At 59.6% G+C, this 17,275-nt stretch carries 17 protein-coding genes; 8 read left to right on the top strand and 9 right to left on the bottom strand.

Annotated elements, in window-relative coordinates; all coding sequences use genetic code 11:
* Positions 1-17: 17 nt before the first annotated feature.
* Together ACR0ER_RS10000 and ACR0ER_RS10005 are read right to left on the bottom strand one after the other, a co-directional pair.
* Positions 18-890 carry a fatty acid desaturase gene (locus ACR0ER_RS10000; RefSeq protein ID WP_480768795.1) on the bottom strand — a complete coding sequence of 291 codons (873 nt, stop codon included), beginning with the start codon at positions 888-890 and terminating at the stop codon, positions 18-20.
* Positions 883-1,086: a DUF2061 domain-containing protein gene (locus tag ACR0ER_RS10005; protein ID WP_170328952.1), complete on the bottom strand. Its 204-nt coding sequence runs from the start codon at positions 1,084-1,086 to the stop codon at positions 883-885. Before ACR0ER_RS10005 ends, ACR0ER_RS10000 begins: the two co-directional genes overlap by 8 nt.
* A gap of 107 nt (positions 1,087-1,193) precedes the next feature.
* Between ACR0ER_RS10005 and ACR0ER_RS10010 the strand changes: the two genes are divergently transcribed.
* Positions 1,194-2,069, top strand: a complete 876-nt coding sequence (locus ACR0ER_RS10010) for a helix-turn-helix domain-containing protein (protein WP_170328954.1) — start codon at positions 1,194-1,196, stop codon at positions 2,067-2,069.
* An 83-nt stretch (positions 2,070-2,152) separates the two neighbouring features.
* On the top strand, positions 2,153-2,335 hold the full coding sequence (locus ACR0ER_RS10015) for a hypothetical protein (RefSeq protein ID WP_480768796.1): 183 nt from the start codon (positions 2,153-2,155) through the stop codon (positions 2,333-2,335).
* A 6-nt stretch (positions 2,336-2,341) separates the two neighbouring features.
* Here the strand turns inward: ACR0ER_RS10015 and ACR0ER_RS10020 are convergent, their stop codons facing one another.
* The 3 genes from ACR0ER_RS10020 to bcoG all read right to left on the bottom strand — a co-directional run bounded on the left by ACR0ER_RS10020 (position 2,342) and on the right by bcoG (position 5,597).
* Positions 2,342-3,103 carry an SDR family oxidoreductase gene (locus tag ACR0ER_RS10020; RefSeq protein WP_480768797.1) on the bottom strand — a complete coding sequence of 254 codons (762 nt, stop codon included), beginning with the start codon at positions 3,101-3,103 and terminating at the stop codon, positions 2,342-2,344.
* Entirely contained in the window at positions 3,100-4,566 is a 1,467-nt protein-coding gene (locus tag ACR0ER_RS10025; RefSeq protein ID WP_480768890.1) for a carnitine 3-dehydrogenase, read from the bottom strand. Before ACR0ER_RS10025 ends, ACR0ER_RS10020 begins: the two co-directional genes overlap by 4 nt.
* A gap of 113 nt (positions 4,567-4,679) precedes the next feature.
* On the bottom strand, positions 4,680-5,597 hold the full coding sequence (gene bcoG / locus ACR0ER_RS10030) for a 3-dehydrocarnitine:acetyl-CoA trimethylamine transferase BcoG (RefSeq protein ID WP_480768798.1): 918 nt from the start codon (positions 5,595-5,597) through the stop codon (positions 4,680-4,682).
* Positions 5,598-5,728: 131 nt separating this feature from the next.
* Here bcoG and ACR0ER_RS10035 point away from each other — a divergent pair, with 131 nt between their 5' ends.
* Complete coding sequence (locus ACR0ER_RS10035; protein ID WP_480768799.1) at positions 5,729-6,715, top strand: GlxA family transcriptional regulator; 987 nt, start codon at positions 5,729-5,731, stop codon at positions 6,713-6,715.
* A gap of 68 nt (positions 6,716-6,783) precedes the next feature.
* Here the strand turns inward: ACR0ER_RS10035 and ACR0ER_RS10040 are convergent, their stop codons facing one another.
* From ACR0ER_RS10040 to ACR0ER_RS10050, 3 genes are read right to left on the bottom strand one after another with little or no spacing between them, the layout of a single operon-like run.
* Complete coding sequence (locus ACR0ER_RS10040; RefSeq protein WP_480768800.1) at positions 6,784-7,830, bottom strand: aldo/keto reductase; 1,047 nt, start codon at positions 7,828-7,830, stop codon at positions 6,784-6,786.
* 37 nt (positions 7,831-7,867) lie between these two features.
* Positions 7,868-8,326 (bottom strand): DNA polymerase III subunit chi, encoded by a 459-nt coding sequence (locus ACR0ER_RS10045; RefSeq protein WP_480768801.1) that lies wholly within the window; start codon positions 8,324-8,326, stop codon positions 7,868-7,870.
* Positions 8,327-8,330: 4 nt separating this feature from the next.
* Positions 8,331-9,797, bottom strand: a complete 1,467-nt coding sequence (locus ACR0ER_RS10050) for a leucyl aminopeptidase (RefSeq protein ID WP_480768802.1) — start codon at positions 9,795-9,797, stop codon at positions 8,331-8,333.
* 240 nt (positions 9,798-10,037) lie between these two features.
* Between ACR0ER_RS10050 and lptG the strand changes: the two genes are divergently transcribed.
* The 5 genes from lptG to rsmA all read left to right on the top strand — a co-directional run bounded on the left by lptG (position 10,038) and on the right by rsmA (position 16,433).
* The gene (gene lptG / locus ACR0ER_RS10055) at positions 10,038-11,138 is read left to right on the top strand and encodes an LPS export ABC transporter permease LptG (RefSeq protein WP_480768803.1); all 1,101 of its coding nucleotides are present in this window, start codon (positions 10,038-10,040) and stop codon (positions 11,136-11,138) included.
* Positions 11,138-13,300 (top strand): LPS-assembly protein LptD, encoded by a 2,163-nt coding sequence (locus tag ACR0ER_RS10060; protein WP_480768804.1) that lies wholly within the window; start codon positions 11,138-11,140, stop codon positions 13,298-13,300. Before lptG ends, ACR0ER_RS10060 begins: the two co-directional genes overlap by 1 nt.
* Positions 13,291-14,544: a peptidylprolyl isomerase gene (locus ACR0ER_RS10065; protein ID WP_480768805.1), complete on the top strand. Its 1,254-nt coding sequence runs from the start codon at positions 13,291-13,293 to the stop codon at positions 14,542-14,544. The genes ACR0ER_RS10060 and ACR0ER_RS10065 overlap by 10 nt, the downstream gene beginning before the upstream one ends.
* Positions 14,541-15,506, top strand: a complete 966-nt coding sequence (pdxA, locus tag ACR0ER_RS10070; protein ID WP_480768806.1) for a 4-hydroxythreonine-4-phosphate dehydrogenase PdxA — start codon at positions 14,541-14,543, stop codon at positions 15,504-15,506. The genes ACR0ER_RS10065 and pdxA overlap by 4 nt, the downstream gene beginning before the upstream one ends.
* 84 nt (positions 15,507-15,590) lie before the next feature.
* Positions 15,591-16,433: a 16S rRNA (adenine(1518)-N(6)/adenine(1519)-N(6))-dimethyltransferase RsmA gene (gene rsmA, locus ACR0ER_RS10075; RefSeq protein WP_480768807.1), complete on the top strand. Its 843-nt coding sequence runs from the start codon at positions 15,591-15,593 to the stop codon at positions 16,431-16,433.
* Positions 16,434-16,485: 52 nt separating this feature from the next.
* Here rsmA and ACR0ER_RS10080 read toward each other — a convergent pair whose 3' ends face one another.
* Positions 16,486-17,064 (bottom strand): DUF4167 domain-containing protein, encoded by a 579-nt coding sequence (locus tag ACR0ER_RS10080; RefSeq protein WP_170328984.1) that lies wholly within the window; start codon positions 17,062-17,064, stop codon positions 16,486-16,488.
* Positions 17,065-17,275 lie beyond the last annotated feature (211 nt).

Raw genomic sequence — 17,275 nt, forward strand, 5'->3', positions numbered from 1 at the left:
TCCCTTGTGTCGTGAAATCAACCCTTTGGCCAGAGAGGATGGGCCACCGGGTCCTTTGCCCGCAGGAGGTATGACCGGAAAATCTGCGCATATGAGCGGTAGACATAGGCCTCATTTCGGGCCTGATACCGGTCTTTCTCCGAACGGTAAATGGCGGGTAACAGATACCAAGGCGCACCCGGATTCATGTGATGAACGACGTGCAGGTTGTTGTTCAAAAACAGAAAAGCCAGCGGCCCTCGATCTTCGATGATCACCGTGCGAGCACCAGAGTTTTCATGCGCACGGTGCTCCAGAAAGGTTCGGATTTTGACCAGCCCCAACCCGAGATAGGCCGAGAACACATAGGCCCAGATCGACATGTTTGACTGCGCCACAATCCACAGAACTACCGCGACTCCGGGCAGATGCAGCGCCCAAGCTTGCAGAACATCTCGCCCGCCGCGCAACTCGTTGCGCAGGAACATGACCTGCCCGATGGCCGGACCCAACACAATCCGCCCCAGCAGAGTGTTGTTCACACTCAACAACCACCGTTGCCAACTGCGCAAGGTGCCCCAGACCTTCGGGTCCAGATAGTTGGTTTCGGGATCGTCATAGGGATCGGTCAGCGTCTCATCCCGGTGATGTGCCAGATGCAGGTCGCGGAACCTCTGATATGGAATGAACAAGGTCAACGGCAACGCCATCAGCGCCTCGTTCAGCCACCTTGCGCGAAAAGGGTGACCGTGCAGTGCCTCATGTGTGAGCGAAGAATGCAGCGCGGCCACGACTGCCATCGCCGGGATCGCCAACCACAACGGCAGAAGGAACACCACGGCCAGCCACGCGCCATAACACGCCGCGATCAGGGCTAACGTGCCCCATTCGGGTGTCGCGGGCCTAGACATTGCGGCCCCACGAGATGCCAGCCCAGATACGCTCGTAAATCACGTACATGGTCAGGCCGATGGCCGTATTTACAATCGCCAGTGTGCCGCCAATCGCAGCCGACCCGGTGGCAATCAAACCCACCAGAGTCATCACGATCAGGCCCATCACATTCCACAGCACAGCCTTCACGACCGATCTTCGCCGTGTCTCCATTCCGTCACCCATATTATTGTTATGTCTTTAAAATTACGGGTCACAGCTCCCGTTGAAAATTCTGAATATGATTAACAAAACTCATCATCTGTGATATTTTCAAACACATGCAGGATAAAATCGATAAACGAGACCGCGCGGCGCAATTCCGCCAACGACTTTCCCGCGCCATGGAAGAGCGTCACGTCAGCCAAAGCGCGCTGTCGCGACGTATCGGCGTGGATCGCTCAACCGTATCGCAGCTTTTGACTGATGAGGGTGCGCGGCTTCCGAATGCGCATGTCGTCGGCAGTTGCGCCTCTGCCCTTGGGGTTTCAGCGGATTGGTTGCTGAGCCTTTCAAACCGGCCGGAAAGTGCGGCAGAACTGCTGGCCAGTTCTCTGACCATGACCGAGGCCCCACGTGCGCTGGTGGACGAGCGGATATTTGAATGGCACCAAGAAGCTGCTGGTTATAAAATCCGTTATGTTCCAGCGACTTTGCCCGACATGTTAAAGACCCGCGCCGTGCTGGAATGGGAATACGCGCCGCATCTGGGCCGCACGGCAGATCAGGCCATCGGTGCCTCGGCGGACCGGCTGACATGGATGCGCAGCGCCCAGTCGGACTATGAAATTGCCATGCCGCTGTATGAGATCGACAGTTTTGCCCAGGCCTCAGGCTATTACGAAGGGCTTTGCCCCAAAATCCGGCTGGAACAGATCGACCACCTGCTGGAGATCTGCGAACAACTCTACCCCCGCCTACGCATCTATCTGTTTGACGCAAAACGGCTTTATTCCGCACCGGTAACCATTTTCGGCCCCCTGCTCTGTGTATTTTATGCAGGCAGCCACTACATGGCCTTCCGCGACCGCGACCGGATTGAGACATTCACGCGCCATTTCGACCGTCTGGTGCGCGAGGCCGATCTGACCGCGCGCGACTTTCCCGACCACCTCAGACAGTTGCGCGCGGCGATTTCCGGCCCACCCCAGGGTTGAGGATGCACCGGCGGCTTTCTTGTGCTATCGTCATTCGGCGCGAACCTTCGGGTATTCCGATCAAATACGGGAGGACGATAGGAATGGACGCAATTCAAACCGCTCAATACGCACGGGCGCTCTATAGCGCTCATGGTGATCAAGCCGAGGCGGAAGCCGCCAAGAAGATGCGCGAATGCGAAGCTGCAGGGAATATTCAGCAAGCGCAGGACTGGCAGGCGGTCCGTCAGACCATCCGCCAGATCCGTGGGCCAAATCAGGGCTGATACGGCCTAAATTTTCGGGTCAGGGTTCACCGTATGGCCATCCACGGCAATCACCTGACCCGACACCAACCGCGCCGCATCCGAGGCGAGGAACACGGCCATATTTGCAATATCCTGTCCTTCGACAAACCGCCCCATCGAGGTACCGGCCGCATAGCCGTCATAGACCTGATCGCGGGTCATACCTTTGGCGGCAGCCTCGCGCGCCAGCACGCCCTCCATTCGGGGGCCTTCGACCGCACCGGGGCAGATGACATTGCACCGCACACCGTGTGATCCAAGCTCCATTGCTAGCGTCTTGCCTAGCCCGATCACGCCCCATTTCGCTGCTGCATAAGGCGCGCGGTTAGGATAGCCGTACTGCCCGGCAGTGGAGGATGTGATCACCACTGCCCCGCCGCGTTGCCGCTTAAGGATCGGTGCTGCGTATTTCGCGCACAGGAATGCCCCCTCAAGGTTGACCGAAAGACAGAACCGCCAATCCTCCAGCACCACATCCTCGACTTGCGCTGTCGGTCCGGCTACGCCCGCGTTTGCGCAGAGCGTGTCCAACCCGCCCCACGCGGCCTCGAGCTCGGTGAACAACGCGGCCACGGCAGTTTCGTCCGCCACGTTTACTTCGGACCGTTTCCAGTGCGTCGGGCATCCGTCCAAGGCAGCCGTATCGACATCGGCCACCCAAACCTGCGCACCAGCCGCATCGAAGGCGTCGGCCATGGCCCGACCGACACCTGAGGCACCAGCCGTAATAAGAACACGCCCGCTCATGCCGGTTTCCGGATCGCGGCACCGGCACCTTCCGGGTATGGCAACCCGGCCTGCGCTTCGGCGATACGAGCCATTGCGGCCTCGATTTCGACCGATGGCGCGCTGGGGCGACGGGTTTCAAGGCTGACATGCAGTAGGAAGCTTTCGCCTGTGGCAATCAGCTTGTCGCCCTCATACATGCTGTGGAAGACGTGCAGCTTCTTGCCCTGCCCCAGCAGCATCTGCGTGCGAATCTCGATCTTCGCACCCGCATGAACCTCATCGATATAGCGGATGTGGTTTTCGGCGGTGAAATAGCTGCCGCCCGAAGCGATATAGTCCGCGTCACAGCCGATGATCTCCATGAACCGGTCGGTCGCGTCGGCAAAGGCCTCAAGGTAACGCGCCTCGTTCATGTGACCGTTATAGTCGGTCCAATCCAGCGGCACTGCGCGCGCGACGGTCAGAATCGGCTGGCTCAGGTCGGCCTGCTCCATCGTTGGCAGAGCACCAGGTTTCAGCGCTGCGTCGTGCTGGTTCAGCACCGCACCCGCGCCCCAATTCTGTGCCTTCAAAGCCCGCATCATGCCGACAAGGTTGTTGTCGCGGATCCGCTCCAACTCGCGGATCGAATGCATCCCCGACTGCGCATCCGACTGATCGGCGATCATGTCGACCAACTCATCGGTGAACTCGGGCACATCCATCAACTTGGTCCAAGGCCATTTCAACGCCGGCCCGAACTGCGCCATGAAATGCCGCATCCCGGCCTCGCCGCCCGCCACTCGGTAGGTTTCGAACAGACCCATTTGGGCCCAACGGATGCCAAAGCCCATGCGGATCGCCTCGTCGATCTCTTCGGTAGTGGCGATACCGTCCTTGACCAGCCACAGCGCCTCGCGCCAGACGGCCTCAAGAAAGCGGTCGGCGATATGCGCGTCGATTTCCTTTTTGACATGCAGCGGGAAGAAACCGACCGATTTCAACAGCTCTTGCGCGCGCTCGACCATCTCAGGCGCGTTCTTGTCCGTCGGCACCACTTCGATCAGCGGCAACAGATAGACCGGGTTGAACGGGTGCGTGACCACGATCTGTTCGGGTCGCAGAGCGCCTTCCTGCAATTCGGATGGTTTGAACCCGCTGGTCGAAGACCCGATGATCGCGTCTGAATCACATGCCTCTTGCAGACCCTTATAGACCTTAAGTTTCAGGTCTAGCCGCTCTGGCACGCTTTCCTGAATCCACGCGGCACCCTGCACCGCCTCGGCTAGGTCATCGTGAAAAGTCAGCGCACCTTCGGGGGGCAAAGGCACGTTGCTCAGCCCCGGCAGCGACCGCCGTGCGTTGTCCAGAACCTCACCAATCTTGCGCTCGGCCTCGGGGTCCGGATCGAACACCCGGACGTTCCAACCATTCAGCAGAAACCGAGCGGCCCAACCACCGCCGATCACGCCACCGCCAATAATAGCTGCTGTATTCATCAACATTCCTCCGGCCTGAAAGCCTCCAAAGCTCACACAAGCACCATGTCTTCATCTTTTCCCAAATACTTCGGGGGTTTGGGGGCTGGCCCTCAATCCACCCAAAAAAAATGCCCCTAGGCAGCCACCGGCGCCCGTTTCACCAGACCCAGCTTTTCACGCACTTCCTGCGGCCCAATAACCCGCGCGCCCATGTTCGACACCACGGTGTTGGCGCGCTCAACCAATTGCCAGTTCTCGGCCAGCACGCCTTTGTCCAGCCACAGGTTGTCTTCCAAACCAACGCGCACGTTGCCGCCTGCCAAAACTGCAGCCGCGGCATAGGCCATCTGGTTGCGCCCCAGCGCAAAGGCACTGAAGGTCCAATCGTCGGGCACGTTGTTCACCATGGCCATAAAGGTGTTCAAATCGTCCGGCGCACCCCACGGAACCCCCATGCACAGCTGGACCAGCGCGTTGGGTTCCAGAATCCCTTCTTTCACCAGCTGCTTGGCAAACCACAGATGGCCAGTGTCAAACGCCTCAATTTCGGGTTTAACGCCCATGTCCGTCATCATCTGCCCCATCGCGCGCAGCGCACCGGGGGTATTGGTCATGACGTAATCGGCCTCGGCAAAGTTCATGGTGCCGCAGTCCAAAGTGCAGATCTCGGGCAGACACTGGGCGATATGAGACACACGTTCCGAGGCCCCGATCATGTCGGTGGCTGCCTCGTTTACCGGAAACGGGCTTTCGACGCCGCCGAACACGATGTCTCCCCCCATCCCTGCGGTCAGGTTCAGCACAACGTCCACGTCAGCGTCGCGAATGCGGTCCGTCACCTCGCGATACAGGTCCAGACGGCGGCTGGGCGCGCCGGTCTCGGGATCACGCACATGGCAATGCACAACGGCCGCCCCGGCCTTGGCGGCGGCAATCGCACTGTCCGCAATCTGCTGCGGCGAGCGCGGTACATGCGGGCTGCGATCCTGCGTTCCGCCCGAGCCTGTGACGGCACAGGTGATAAAGACTTCGCGGTTCATTTCCAAAGGCATGACGTTCTCCCCAAGTTATACCCTGATATGCCCGGGTTTTCCCCAGGCTTCTCCACGGATTCCGATTTGCGTTCGGGCCCGAGTTTGACGCAGCCTTGTGCAAACACTTGCCAGAATGCGAATCGAACTTGATGAAATCCGCAAAAAACATACTGCAACCCGAACATCGTGCCCTGAAAACCGCGGTACTTGTGCTGGATGAATGCAACACGCTCAGCTTCGCATCTGCCGTCGATCCGATGCGCGCAGCCAACCGCCTCGCGGATCGTCCGGCATTCGATTGGGACTACGTCACCGCGACGGCAGAACCCGCGATGCTGACCAGTGCACTGAACGTTCCCGGCATCCCTTTAGCCCGTCTGGAAAGCTGCGACCTGATGATCGTCGTGGCCGGGTTCCAACTGGCGCGCCACGCAACACCAAGCCTGCTGGCGGGCCTGCGCCGCATCGCGGGCACCGGCGCTACAATGGCCGGTATTGATGGTGGCCCCTGGCTGCTGGCCGAAGCCGGATTGCTCGACGGTCATGCCGCGACCACCCATTGGGAGGATAAAGAAACCTTTGCCGCCCGTTTCCCGGACGTCGACGTTCGATCCGACAGGTACACCGTTTCCGGCAACCGCCTGACATCAGGCGGCGCGATGCCTGCGATCGAGATGATGCTGCATATTATTGCCGCCCGCCATGGATCGGGTTTTGCCGCCCGTGTCTCTGGGTTGTTCCTGTACGATGGTGCCCCCGAGCCTACGAAGCCGCAGAGCAGAACCGGCATCCCGCATCGACATACAGCTTTGACGGCCAAGGCAAATACACTGATGGAATCGTCCCTGGATGAACCCTTGCCGCTGGCCGAAATCGCTGAAACCCTCGGCACCAGCCCCCGCACGCTGCAGCAGCAGTTCCGCCTGCGCCTGAACACCACGCCGCAGGACCACTATCTGCAACTGCGCCTGGCCGAAGCTCGCCGTCTTGTTTCAGACACCGACATGCCGTTGATGGACGTGGCGCTTGCCACCGGGTTCGCCTCACAATCCAGCTTTGCACGTGCCTTCCGCACCGCCCACGGCCTGTCAGCCCGCGACCTGAGGCAAGAGCGCACGCAGCCCACCCATCACTAACGGGTTCCCCTTCATCTGGCCAAAAACATCCCGGGGAGTCGCGCGCAGCGCGGCGGAGGCAGAGCCCTCTAATACGGCATCGGATGCGCGCGATGCGCCTGACTGATCTCGGCCACGACCTCATCCGACAACCGTAGTTCCCTGCCAGCCAGAATACGCTCCAACTGCGTCACGGTGGTCGCTCCAAAAATGGCGGACATCATAAAAGGTCGCGTCCGACACCAGGCCAGCGCCATGTGCACCGGGTCCAACCCATGCCGCTCAGCAATTTCAAGATAGGCCGCAACTGCGCCCAGAACTCGATTTGATTTCCGTCCACCCATGTCAGGGTTCAACGACATACGTGACGCATCCGGGACGGCACCGCCTTGATACTTTCCAGTTAGGAACCCTGCCCCAAGTGGCGAAAAGGCCATTAACCCAACATCTTCATGCACGCTCAGTTCGGCCATGTCCGTATCGAAATGACGGCAGAGCAGTGAGTATTCGTTCTGCACCGACGCCACCCGTGGCATTCCCATCTGCTCGGCAATTCGCAGCCATTGCGCGGTGCCCCAAGCGCTTTCGTTCGACAGGCCGAAAGCGCGGATGTTGCCCTTGTCCACTTGCGCTTGTAGCGCCGCAAGGCAGTCCTGCATGTTGTCCAGAACTTCGTTGGTATTGTGCCCCGAGGGCGAATAGTTCCAGTTCTGCCGGAACATGTAGCTGCCCCGGTTCGGCCAGTGAAACTGGTAAAGGTCAATACAATCCGTCTGCAACCGCCGCAGCGAGCCTTCGATCGCCTCGGGAATGGTCTCACCCGTAATCCACGCGCCGTCACGGGCATGGGCAAAGCCCGCGCCCGAGTGCTTGGTCGCCAGAACATAGTCGCCCCGCCGCGACGGATTGGCGGCGTTCCAGTTACCCACTATCTCTTCGGTTCGGCCCACGGTCTCTTTCGAGATCGGGTTCACCGGATACATTTCGGCGGTGTCGACGAAGTTAATCCCGGCCTCCAGCGCCATGTCAATCTGCGTATGGCCATCCGCCTCGGATGTCTGTGTACCAAAGGTCATGGTGCCAAGGCATAGGTCGGTCACCATGATACCAGTGCGGCCCAAAGGCTTCATTTCCATCTGTAACTCTCCCGAGATTTACTTTGAAGCCAAAGCCTTACGCTTCGGCCTTTTTCTCCCACCGACCCGATTCCTCGGACCAGTATTGCGCCGAACATCCCGCGCCAGTCAGAGCCTTCCACTGGCCCCGCGCGTGCTGGACGGCTTCGCCATCATTGCCATCGAACAGGATGCACACCCGTTCCAGTGCCGCGACCTCATCCGGATCAACGGCCGCCCCGTCCACGGCCATGACGCAGGCCGGCTCGTTGGCAGCCTGTGGCCCGGTCGTCAGCAAAATCGGCTGCGCAGCGTCATGCGGGCCACCTTCGCGGCCATGTGGCAGAAACCCATCGTCGGATCCCAACCACAGTTTTTCATCCAACCAATCCATCCGCGCGGGATCAGTGCCCCGCACGGCGATCTTCCACCCGGCCTGCCGTGCCTTGTCCAGCAGCACCGGCAATGTGTACTCCAGAGGCTGACGGGTCAGGTGGTAGAAATAGACGGCGCCCATCAGCTTACTCGAAGTTGTCCTGTACAAAGCGGCTGAGCGCGCGGACACCCCAACCGGTTGCACCCTTGGGAGCGTAGGACGTTTCGGACGAGACCGAAGCCACACCAGCGATGTCCAGATGAATCCACGGCGTGTCCTCTTTCACGAACCGCTGCAGGAACTGCGCTGCGGTGATCGAGCCTGCAGGACGACCGCCAACATTCTTCATATCCGCGATGCGCGATTTCAGTTGCTTGTCATAGGCCTCACCCAGAGGCATGCGCCACGCGCCTTCATCCTCAGCCTTGGCCGATTTCAGGAAGGCATCGCAGAATGTGTCGTTGTTTGAGAAGACACCTGCGTTCTCATGCCCCAACCCGATGATGATCGCGCCGGTCAGTGTGGCCAGATCAATCATGCCAACCGGCTGGAACCGCTCCTGCGCGTACCACATCACGTCGCACAGAACCAAACGGCCCTCGGCATCGGTATTGATGATCTCGACCGTGTCACCCTTCATGGATTTGACCACATCACCCGGACGGGTTGCGTTGCCCGAGGGCATATTCTCGACCAGACCAACCAGCCCGACCACGTTGGCCTTGGCCTTGCGCTTAGCCAGCGCGCGCATGGTGCCCGCGACAACGCCTGCACCACCCATGTCCATGGTCATGTCTTCCATGCCACCTGCAGGCTTAAGTGAGATACCGCCAGTGTCGAACACCACGCCCTTGCCAACCAAGGCCAGCGGCGCATCGTCCTTGTCGCCGCCGTTCCACTGCATCACTACAACCTTCGAGGGGCTGACCGAGCCCTGCCCCACGCTCAGCAGCGTGCGCATGCCAAGTTCTTCTAGTTTGTCCTCGTCCAGAACCTCTACCTCGAGGCCCAGTTCCTTCATCTCGACCAGACGGTCGGCGAATTCGGTAGTGGTCAGAACGTTGGCTGGTTCGTTGGTCAGATCGCGGGTCATCCGTACGCCATCGGCCACCGCGTATTGCGGGGCATACGCAGCCTCGACCTCTTCGGCTTTCTGATGGCTGACGGTGACGGTCCCAGCCTCGTCCGATTCCTTGGTCTTGTGCGCGTCGAAATCATAACAGCGCAGCGCGACCCCCATGGCCAGATCTTCGGCTCGGAGTTGATTGCCCGCCATCACCAGCAAGTCTTTGCTGCCGGACAGCTTGGCCAGCGCGGCTCCGGCCTTGCGTGCCTCAGCGGCATCAGGACGGCGCGGCAGAACGACGATATCCAGCGCCTCGGCCGCCATACCGCCGGGCCAGGCCAGAGAGATCACATCGCCCGTTTTCACCTTTTCAAACTTGGCACTTTCAACCAACCGGGCAACCGCACCGCGGGTCAGACGGTTGGCGCGACGCACCGCGGGGCTCATCTTTCCATCGGGCGGAACGATCACAGCCACGCGCCCTTCGGCCTGTGCCATTGCGTCCACGTCAAAGGGCTGAAACCGGATCGGTACAAGACTGCTCATTGCAAACTCCTTAAAATCTGTTCCCCAAGACCTAGCCCGCGCTGGACGGCTTGACCAGATAGCAGTTTTCCCCGCGCGCCAATTGCATTACAGTCCCCGAAAAATTCCGGCAGGATCGGGGGAGAACGAGTTGGCGAGACAGGGCAGGCATAAGCCGGTGCGCATCCGCGCAGGCGACGGTGAATTCGGCCCGATGTTCGCCCATTTCCCCAAGGATGCCGTCTGGGCGGAGGCACATTCGTGATCCTCGACCGTTATTTCGCCCGCCGGTTCATTCAAAGCTTTCTGGTCATCGGCGGCATATTTCTGACACTGCTGATTCTCATTGATCTGGTCGAACAGGCCCGCCGGTTCGACTCGGAAAACCTGTCCTTCGGCACCCTGCTCCACCTGACCTTGCTGAATACACCGGCGGCGATCAGCGAAATGCTTCCACTGCTGGTGATCCTATCCACCATCGCTCTGTTTGTCGGGATGGCGCGCAGTTCCGAGCTGGTGGTGACCCGTGCCATTGGACGCTCAGGCATCCGCGCGCTCTTGGCGCCTGTGACGCTGGCCCTGGTGATTGGCGCCCTTGCCGTGGCTCTTCTGAACCCAATCAGCGCCGCTACGTCCGAGGAATTCCAGCGCCTTTCTGATACTTACAGGAATAATGGTGATTCCGCTCTGTCGATCACCAGCGAGGGGCTGTGGTTGCGGCAAGGATCGGCGAATGGACAATCGGTCATCCACGCGCGTGGAACTACGAATGCCGAAACTCTGGAGCTAACGGGCGTGACAATCATCACGTTTTCGTCTGACGGAAAACCGACGCAGCAGATCATCGCTGAAATGGCCCAGTTGTCCAACGGGTCCTGGATTTTGTCGAACGCAAAGATCTGGTCGCTGGACGATGACCTAAACCCCGAGTCCACGGCCGAGGTGTTCCCGCAGGTCGAGGTTCCGACCACCCTGACGCGGCAACGTATTCTCGACACCTTGGGCAAGCAGGATTCGGTTTCGGTGTATGATCTGCCCCAACTGATCCGAGACCTCCGTGAGGCCGGATTTTCAACAAAACAGTATGAAGTCTGGCTGCAAGTTCAGCTTGCAAGGCCGTTGTTTTTGATGTCGATGGTGATGATCGGCGCCGCATTCACAATGCGCCACGTTCGCTTTGGCGGCACCGGCATCGCAGTTCTGTCGGCCGTTTTGCTGGGTTTTGCCATTTATTTCGTTCGCAATTTTGCCCAGATACTTGGGGAAAACGGTCAATTGCCTATCATCGTCGCGGCTTGGGCGCCGCCCTTTGCAGCCATTCTATTGTCCCTCGGCTTACTGCTTCATGCGGAGGACGGCTGATGCGGATGTTATCCCGCCTTCTGCTGTCAGGCGCCGTTGCCCTGACCCTGCCGACCGGTGCTTTGGCCCAGACCCAGCCCGAGTCCGATCCCGCGCAGAATGCTCAACAACAAGACCAGCCCGCATTACTGGTGGCGGACGAGATTTTCATCACGCCCGACCGCGTGCTGGTCGCAGAAGGCAATGTCGAAGCCTATCAGGGCGACGTCAAAATAACCGCCGATCGCGTCACCTATGATCGCGAGACTGGCATGCTAACGTTGGACGGCCCAATCCGTATCGATCAGGGCGGCGAGACGACGCTGCTTGCGGATTCGGCCGAGTTGGACGATACCATTCAGAACGGGCTTCTGATCGGTGCCCGGATGGTCTTCGACCAACAGGTGCAGATCGCCTCGGTTCAGGCCACTCGTGCAGGGGGCAGGTACACCCAATTCAGCAAAGTCTCGGCTACGTCGTGCCATGTCTGCGCCAACGGGAAACCCCCGATCTGGCAAATTCGCGCCCGAAAAGTCACCCATGATCAGGTGGAACGCCAGCTCTACTTTGAGGGAGCGCAACTGCGGGTTCTGGACGTGCCTGTCTTCTACTTTCCTTATCTGAGGTTACCAGACCCGACACTGGAGCGCGCCACCGGATTTCTTGTGCCGTCGATTCGGACCACGTCGCAACTGGGAACCGGTGTCAGGACACCCTATTTCATAAAGTTGGGCGATCATAAGGACCTAACGCTAACACCTTATATCTCACCCAAGACCAAAACCTTGGGATTGCGCTATCGGCAGGCATTCAAGAATGGTCGCATCCAGCTCACCGGCGCGTTAACCCGCGACGACCTGCAACCGAACGAAGATCGGGGATATCTGTTTGCCAATGGCTGGTTTAACCTGAATGACGGATTTCGTTTTACGTTCAACATCAGAACCACATCCGACGACGCCTACCTGGCCGATTACGGCCTGCCAGATCTTGACCGTCTGCGCAGCGAGGTGGCCCTTGAAAGGATCAAACGCGACACCGCGTTCCGCACCAGCTTAATCCACTACAAAACACTGCGCGACAGTGAAGATCAGGATGAAATCCCGTCACGGGTATTCGACCTGTACTATCAGAAACGCTTATTCCCAACTTCCTTGGGAGGCGAAGTACGGCTCAGTTTCATCACTCATGCGCATGAACGCACCAGCAACGAGGACATTGTAGGCCGCGACATCGCGCGCGCAACGTTTGATGCGGTATGGATGCGTAACTGGACACTTGCGTCCGGTCTGCGGGCTGAGGCCCGTGTGGGCACCTCAGTCGACGCATTCAACATTCGCCACGACAGCGAGTTTCCCCAGAATGTGACGCGGGCCACCCCGCGTGCGGCTCTGACACTGCGCTATCCGATGCAACGGCGAGAACAGACCGGAGCGACTCAGGTACTCGAGCCGATTGCCCAGATTGGCTGGACCCATGTGACCGATGATGATGTGCCAAACGACGAAAGCACCTTTCAGGAGTTTGATCAGGGTAACTTGCTGGCCCTGTCACGATTTCCGGCGCCGGATCAGCGCGAAGATGGTGTGACAGGTGTCATCGGTGTCAATTGGTCTCGCTATGCTGCCAACAATTGGCGAGCCCTGGCCACGGTCGGCCAGGTTTTTCGTACAAAAGCGAATCCCAATTTCAACCTGACGTCTGGCCTGCAGGGTACGTCCTCGGATCTGCTGTTGGCTGGTCAGATTCAAACCGCCAACGGCTGGTCGTTGGCAGGGCGCGGCCTGCTAAACGGGAATTTCAGCTTTACCAAGGCGGAACTCCGCGCCGCCTGGCTGCAAGAGATAGTAGGCGTGACTGGCAGTTACATCTGGCAAGAGCAAGACCCGGCCGAAAACCTGGATGAAGAGATTTCCGAAGTCAGGTTGACTGGACGTTACCGTGTAAATCAGAACTGGAACACAACGGCCTCGGCGCGCTATGACCTTAAAGAATCCGAACCGATCCGCTATGGACTGGGGGTCACGTATCGGAATGAATGTGTGCAGGTTAACATGAACGTCAGCAGGCGCTTTACTGTGTCATCCAGTATTGAGCCTACGACAGAATTCGGCTTTACCGTAGCCCTGACGGGATACTCCGTTGACGGTGGCGGCCAACAGTTCAAGAGAAGATGCAGTTGATTTCAGGTTTCACCAGTTTCCTTCGCTCCGGTTGGCTAAAGCCGGTCGCCCCCGTGATTGTCGGGGCAATGTTGTCGATCACATCACCTCAGGTCGATGCCCAAAGCCTGTTTTCACCGGCTATCAAGGTCAACCAGGATATCATCACCTGGTACGAATTGAGCCAGCGGCAACAATTTCTCACCGCTCTAGGCGCGCCTGGCGCTTCTGAAGACGAAGTGCGCAAGGCTCTGATAGACGAGCGGCTGCGTCGACAAGTGATGCGCGATGCCGGGATTCAGGCCGCTCCCGAAGACATACAGGGCGGTATCGACCAATTTGCCGCGCGTGGGCAATTGTCGTCCGACGAGTTCCTGCAGTTGCTGGCCGATCAAGGCGTTGATCGCGAAACCGTTCGGGATTTTGTCGCCGACCAGATCACGTGGCGGGATTACGTCAGTTCGCGTTTCCTGTCGCAGGCCCGCCCAAGCGATGATGAAATTAACCGTGCGCTGGGACAAACCGACGGCGGCGGTCTTCAGGTACTCTTGTCTGAAATCATCATCCCTGTGAACCAGCAAACCGTGGCACAAGCCGAACTTCTGGCAGAAGAAATTTCTCAGTTGGAAGGCTTTGATTCTTTTTCAGCGGCAGCGACGCAATACTCAGCGGCCACCACCCGCGACAATGGCGGGCGCCTGGACTGGCTGAATCTCTCCAGCCTGCCACCGGCCCTGCAACCGGTCATCATTGGACTTAAAAACGGGGATATCACCCAACCACTGTCTCTGCCCAACGCCATCGCTCTGTTCCAGATGCGCGGTCTGCGCGAGGTCGCAACCGGGACCACCAGCTACTCCGAAATCGACTACGCGATCTACAACATGCCCGGCGGACGCAGCGCCGATACTCTGGCCAAAGCGGCCCGATTGAAGGAAGAGATCGACACCTGCGACGACCTTTACGGCATCGCCCAAGATCAACCAGCCGAAGTGCTGCAACGGATTCAGGCCAGCCCGAGCGAGATCCCCCGCGACGTCGCGCTGGAACTTGCCAAGTTGGACCTCAACGAGGTGTCTACGGCGCTGACCCGAAACAACGGTCAGACACTGTTGTTCCTGATGCTGTGCACTCGCACCCGCGATCTGGGTGAAGAGACAAGCCGTACAGATGTCGCCAACGCGCTTACCCAACAACGGCTTGAGGCTTTTGCGGATAGTCTTCTGGCACAGTTGCGCGCCGAAGCGACCATCGTCGAACAATGACGGCACCGATTGCGCTCAGCTGCGGAGACCCGGCCGGTATAGGCCCGGAAATCGCAGCCAAGGCGTGGTCGAACCTGCGCGACACCTGTCCGTTCTTCTATATCGGTGACGCAGGCCATCTGCCGCCCGACACTTCGGTTGCGCGTATCACGCACCCATCCGAGGCCGCTAAAGCCTGCGCCACCGCCCTGCCGGTTCTGCACATGAATTTCCCGGCCCCCAACGTTCCGGGCCAGCCGGACCCGGCCAACGCGCCTTATGTCATCGACGCCATTGAACAAGGTGTGTCGCTGGTGCAATCCGGTGTCGCATCAGCGCTGTGCACCGCGCCGATCCACAAAAAAGCCCTGATCGACGGGGCTGGGTTCGCCTATCCCGGCCATACCGAGTTTCTGGCCGCTCTTGCGGATTGCAAACGGGTGGTGATGATGCTGGCCTCCGATCAATTGCGCGTGGTGCCCGCAACCATCCACATCCCCCTGTCGCAGGTGCCCTCCGCCTTGACCCCGGATTTGCTGCGCGAGACCATCGCCATCACTGCCGAGGGTTTGAACAATCAGTTCGGCATCGTACATCCTCGCATCGACATCGCAGGCCTGAACCCTCATGCGGGCGAAGGCGGCAAGATGGGCCGGGAAGAACTGGACTGGATCGCCCCGCTGATCGAAGACCTGCCCACTGACAGTTTCACAGTCACCGGTCCGCACCCGGCGGACACAATGTTCCACGCCGCCGCCCGCGCGCGCTATGACGCGGCGATTGCGATGTATCACGATCAGGCGCTGATCCCGATCAAGACGCTGGATTTCGACCGCGGTGTAAACGTGACGCTGGGCCTGCCCTTCATTCGCACCTCACCCGACCACGGCACGGCGCTGGATATCGCTGGAAAAGGAGTCGCCACCCCTACAAGCCTGATTGAGGCCCTGAAACTGGCCCAACGCATGGCACAAAGCTCTTGAACCTTCACCTGGCCCCAAATATCCCCGCCGGAGGCAAAAAATCACTGGCGCATCCCCCTAACCCCGCGCCTTGGTAACCAGATCATGAGCGCAATCGACAATCTTCCCCCTCTGCGCGAGGTCATCGCGACACACCAACTCTCGGCCCGCAAATCGCTGGGCCAGAACTTCCTGCTGGATCTGAACCTGACCGCCAAGATCGCGCGCCAGGCCGGAGATCTGACTGACTGCGACGTTCTGGAAATCGGCCCCGGCCCCGGAGGTTTGACCCGTGGTCTGCTGTCCGAAGGCGCCCGCAAGGTCGTGGCGGTGGAAAAAGACACCCGCTGTATAGCCGCCCTGAGCGACATCGCCGCCGCTTACCCCGGCAGGCTTGAGGTGATAAACGGCGACGCGCTGGAAATCGATCCGCTGGCGCATCTGACACCTCCGATCCGTATTGCGGCCAACCTACCCTATAACGTGGGCACCGAATTGCTGGTTCGCTGGCTGACGCCACCCGAATGGCCGCCATTCTGGCAGAGCCTCACCCTGATGTTCCAGCGCGAAGTGGCCGAGCGTATCGTCGCCCAACCCGGCAGCAAGGCCTATGGTCGGCTTGCCATCCTCGCCCAATGGCGGGCTGAAGCCCGTATCGCAATGTCCCTGCCCCCCGGAGCCTTTACCCCGCCGCCCAAGGTGTCCAGCGCGGTGGTCCACCTGACCGCCCTGCCCGAGCCACGCTTTCCGGCCGAGGCGGCAACCCTCTCGCGCGTCGTGGCGGCTGCCTTCAACCAGCGCCGCAAGATGCTACGCGCTTCGTTGAAAGGCGTTGCTCCCGATATTGAAGATCGTCTGCTTGCGGCTGGCATCCAGCCCACGGAACGGGCCGAGCAAGTGCCGCTCGAGGCGTTTTGCGCGCTGGCCCGCGAAATCAAAAAAGGCTGACAGCAAAATAGCCCCGGAAACTCCGGGGCTTTTGCAAATTCTCTACCAGCGCTTATTCGGCCGCTTCTGGCGCATCCCCATCGGTCTTGGGGGCATCCTCGGCAGGTGCTGCCTTGGGTTTACGTGCCCGCGGCTTACGTGCAGGCTTTTCCTTTTTCTCCGGCGCCGGAGCGGGCTCGGACCCTTTGCTTTCCGGCGTCTCGACCAAACCGCTTTCCGGTGCGGCCTCAGGCGTGCCGAAATCCATCACGTCGGGCTGCGGAGCCTCGGCCGGGTCTGCCTGGCGCGCGGCCTCGCGTTCCTGACGCTCGGCGCGTTCGCGGTCCCGTTCGGCTTGGCGTTCGCGGTTCTGGCGCTCTTGCTCTTCGCGGCGTGCTTCCATCTCGCGCTGCGCTTCGCTCAGAAGGCGCAGGTAATGCTCGGCGTGCTGCTGAAAGTTTTCGGCTGCCACGCGGTCGTTGGAAAGCTGGGCATCGCGCGCCAACTGATTGTATTTGTCAATGATCTGCTGGGGCGTACCGCGCACCTTACCTTCGGGACCCGAGCTGTCAAAAACCCGGTTAACAACGTTGCCGCCAGAAGGACGATTGCGGTTATTCTTGGCCCGCGAGCGGGATTTGGAAGATCTCATCTTACTTTACGTCAGCCTTGTCATTCGGTGCCGATGTAGTCGCGTCCTGCACTGCTCAATGGCTTTAGCCGTCACGCGATGTCGACTTTTTTGGGCTTGGCGTCAGGGGCCCGCTGAAACAGCGTCAACCTCTCCGACTATCTCTGAGTAAGCATGTCCAGCGCGCGCAGACAAGAGGTTTGTCAAAAAATTCGCAGCTTTTTTACATTGA

This window comes from Ruegeria sp. CH8 (genome assembly GCF_056536985.1).

What these genes read in the sequence shown, in the direction of transcription:
- ACR0ER_RS10000 (WP_480768795.1), bottom strand. Translation starts at nt 890, where the DNA reads ATGTCTAGGCCCGCGACACCCGAATGGGGCACGTTAGCCCTGATCGCG.
- ACR0ER_RS10005 (WP_170328952.1), bottom strand. Translation starts at nt 1,086, where the DNA reads ATGGAGACACGGCGAAGATCGGTCGTGAAGGCTGTGCTGTGGAATGTG.
- ACR0ER_RS10010 (WP_170328954.1), top strand. Translation starts at nt 1,194, where the DNA reads ATGCAGGATAAAATCGATAAACGAGACCGCGCGGCGCAATTCCGCCAA.
- ACR0ER_RS10015 (WP_480768796.1), top strand. Translation starts at nt 2,153, where the DNA reads ATGGACGCAATTCAAACCGCTCAATACGCACGGGCGCTCTATAGCGCT.
- ACR0ER_RS10020 (WP_480768797.1), bottom strand. Translation starts at nt 3,103, where the DNA reads ATGAGCGGGCGTGTTCTTATTACGGCTGGTGCCTCAGGTGTCGGTCGG.
- bcoG (WP_480768798.1), bottom strand. Translation starts at nt 5,597, where the DNA reads ATGCCTTTGGAAATGAACCGCGAAGTCTTTATCACCTGTGCCGTCACA.
- ACR0ER_RS10035 (WP_480768799.1), top strand. Translation starts at nt 5,729, where the DNA reads ATGAAATCCGCAAAAAACATACTGCAACCCGAACATCGTGCCCTGAAA.
- ACR0ER_RS10040 (WP_480768800.1), bottom strand. Translation starts at nt 7,830, where the DNA reads ATGGAAATGAAGCCTTTGGGCCGCACTGGTATCATGGTGACCGACCTA.
- ACR0ER_RS10045 (WP_480768801.1), bottom strand. Translation starts at nt 8,326, where the DNA reads ATGGGCGCCGTCTATTTCTACCACCTGACCCGTCAGCCTCTGGAGTAC.
- ACR0ER_RS10050 (WP_480768802.1), bottom strand. Translation starts at nt 9,797, where the DNA reads ATGAGCAGTCTTGTACCGATCCGGTTTCAGCCCTTTGACGTGGACGCA.
- ACR0ER_RS10060 (WP_480768804.1), top strand. Translation starts at nt 11,138, where the DNA reads ATGCGGATGTTATCCCGCCTTCTGCTGTCAGGCGCCGTTGCCCTGACC.
- ACR0ER_RS10065 (WP_480768805.1), top strand. Translation starts at nt 13,291, where the DNA reads ATGCAGTTGATTTCAGGTTTCACCAGTTTCCTTCGCTCCGGTTGGCTA.
- pdxA (WP_480768806.1), top strand. Translation starts at nt 14,541, where the DNA reads ATGACGGCACCGATTGCGCTCAGCTGCGGAGACCCGGCCGGTATAGGC.
- rsmA (WP_480768807.1), top strand. Translation starts at nt 15,591, where the DNA reads ATGAGCGCAATCGACAATCTTCCCCCTCTGCGCGAGGTCATCGCGACA.
- ACR0ER_RS10080 (WP_170328984.1), bottom strand. Translation starts at nt 17,064, where the DNA reads ATGAGATCTTCCAAATCCCGCTCGCGGGCCAAGAATAACCGCAATCGT.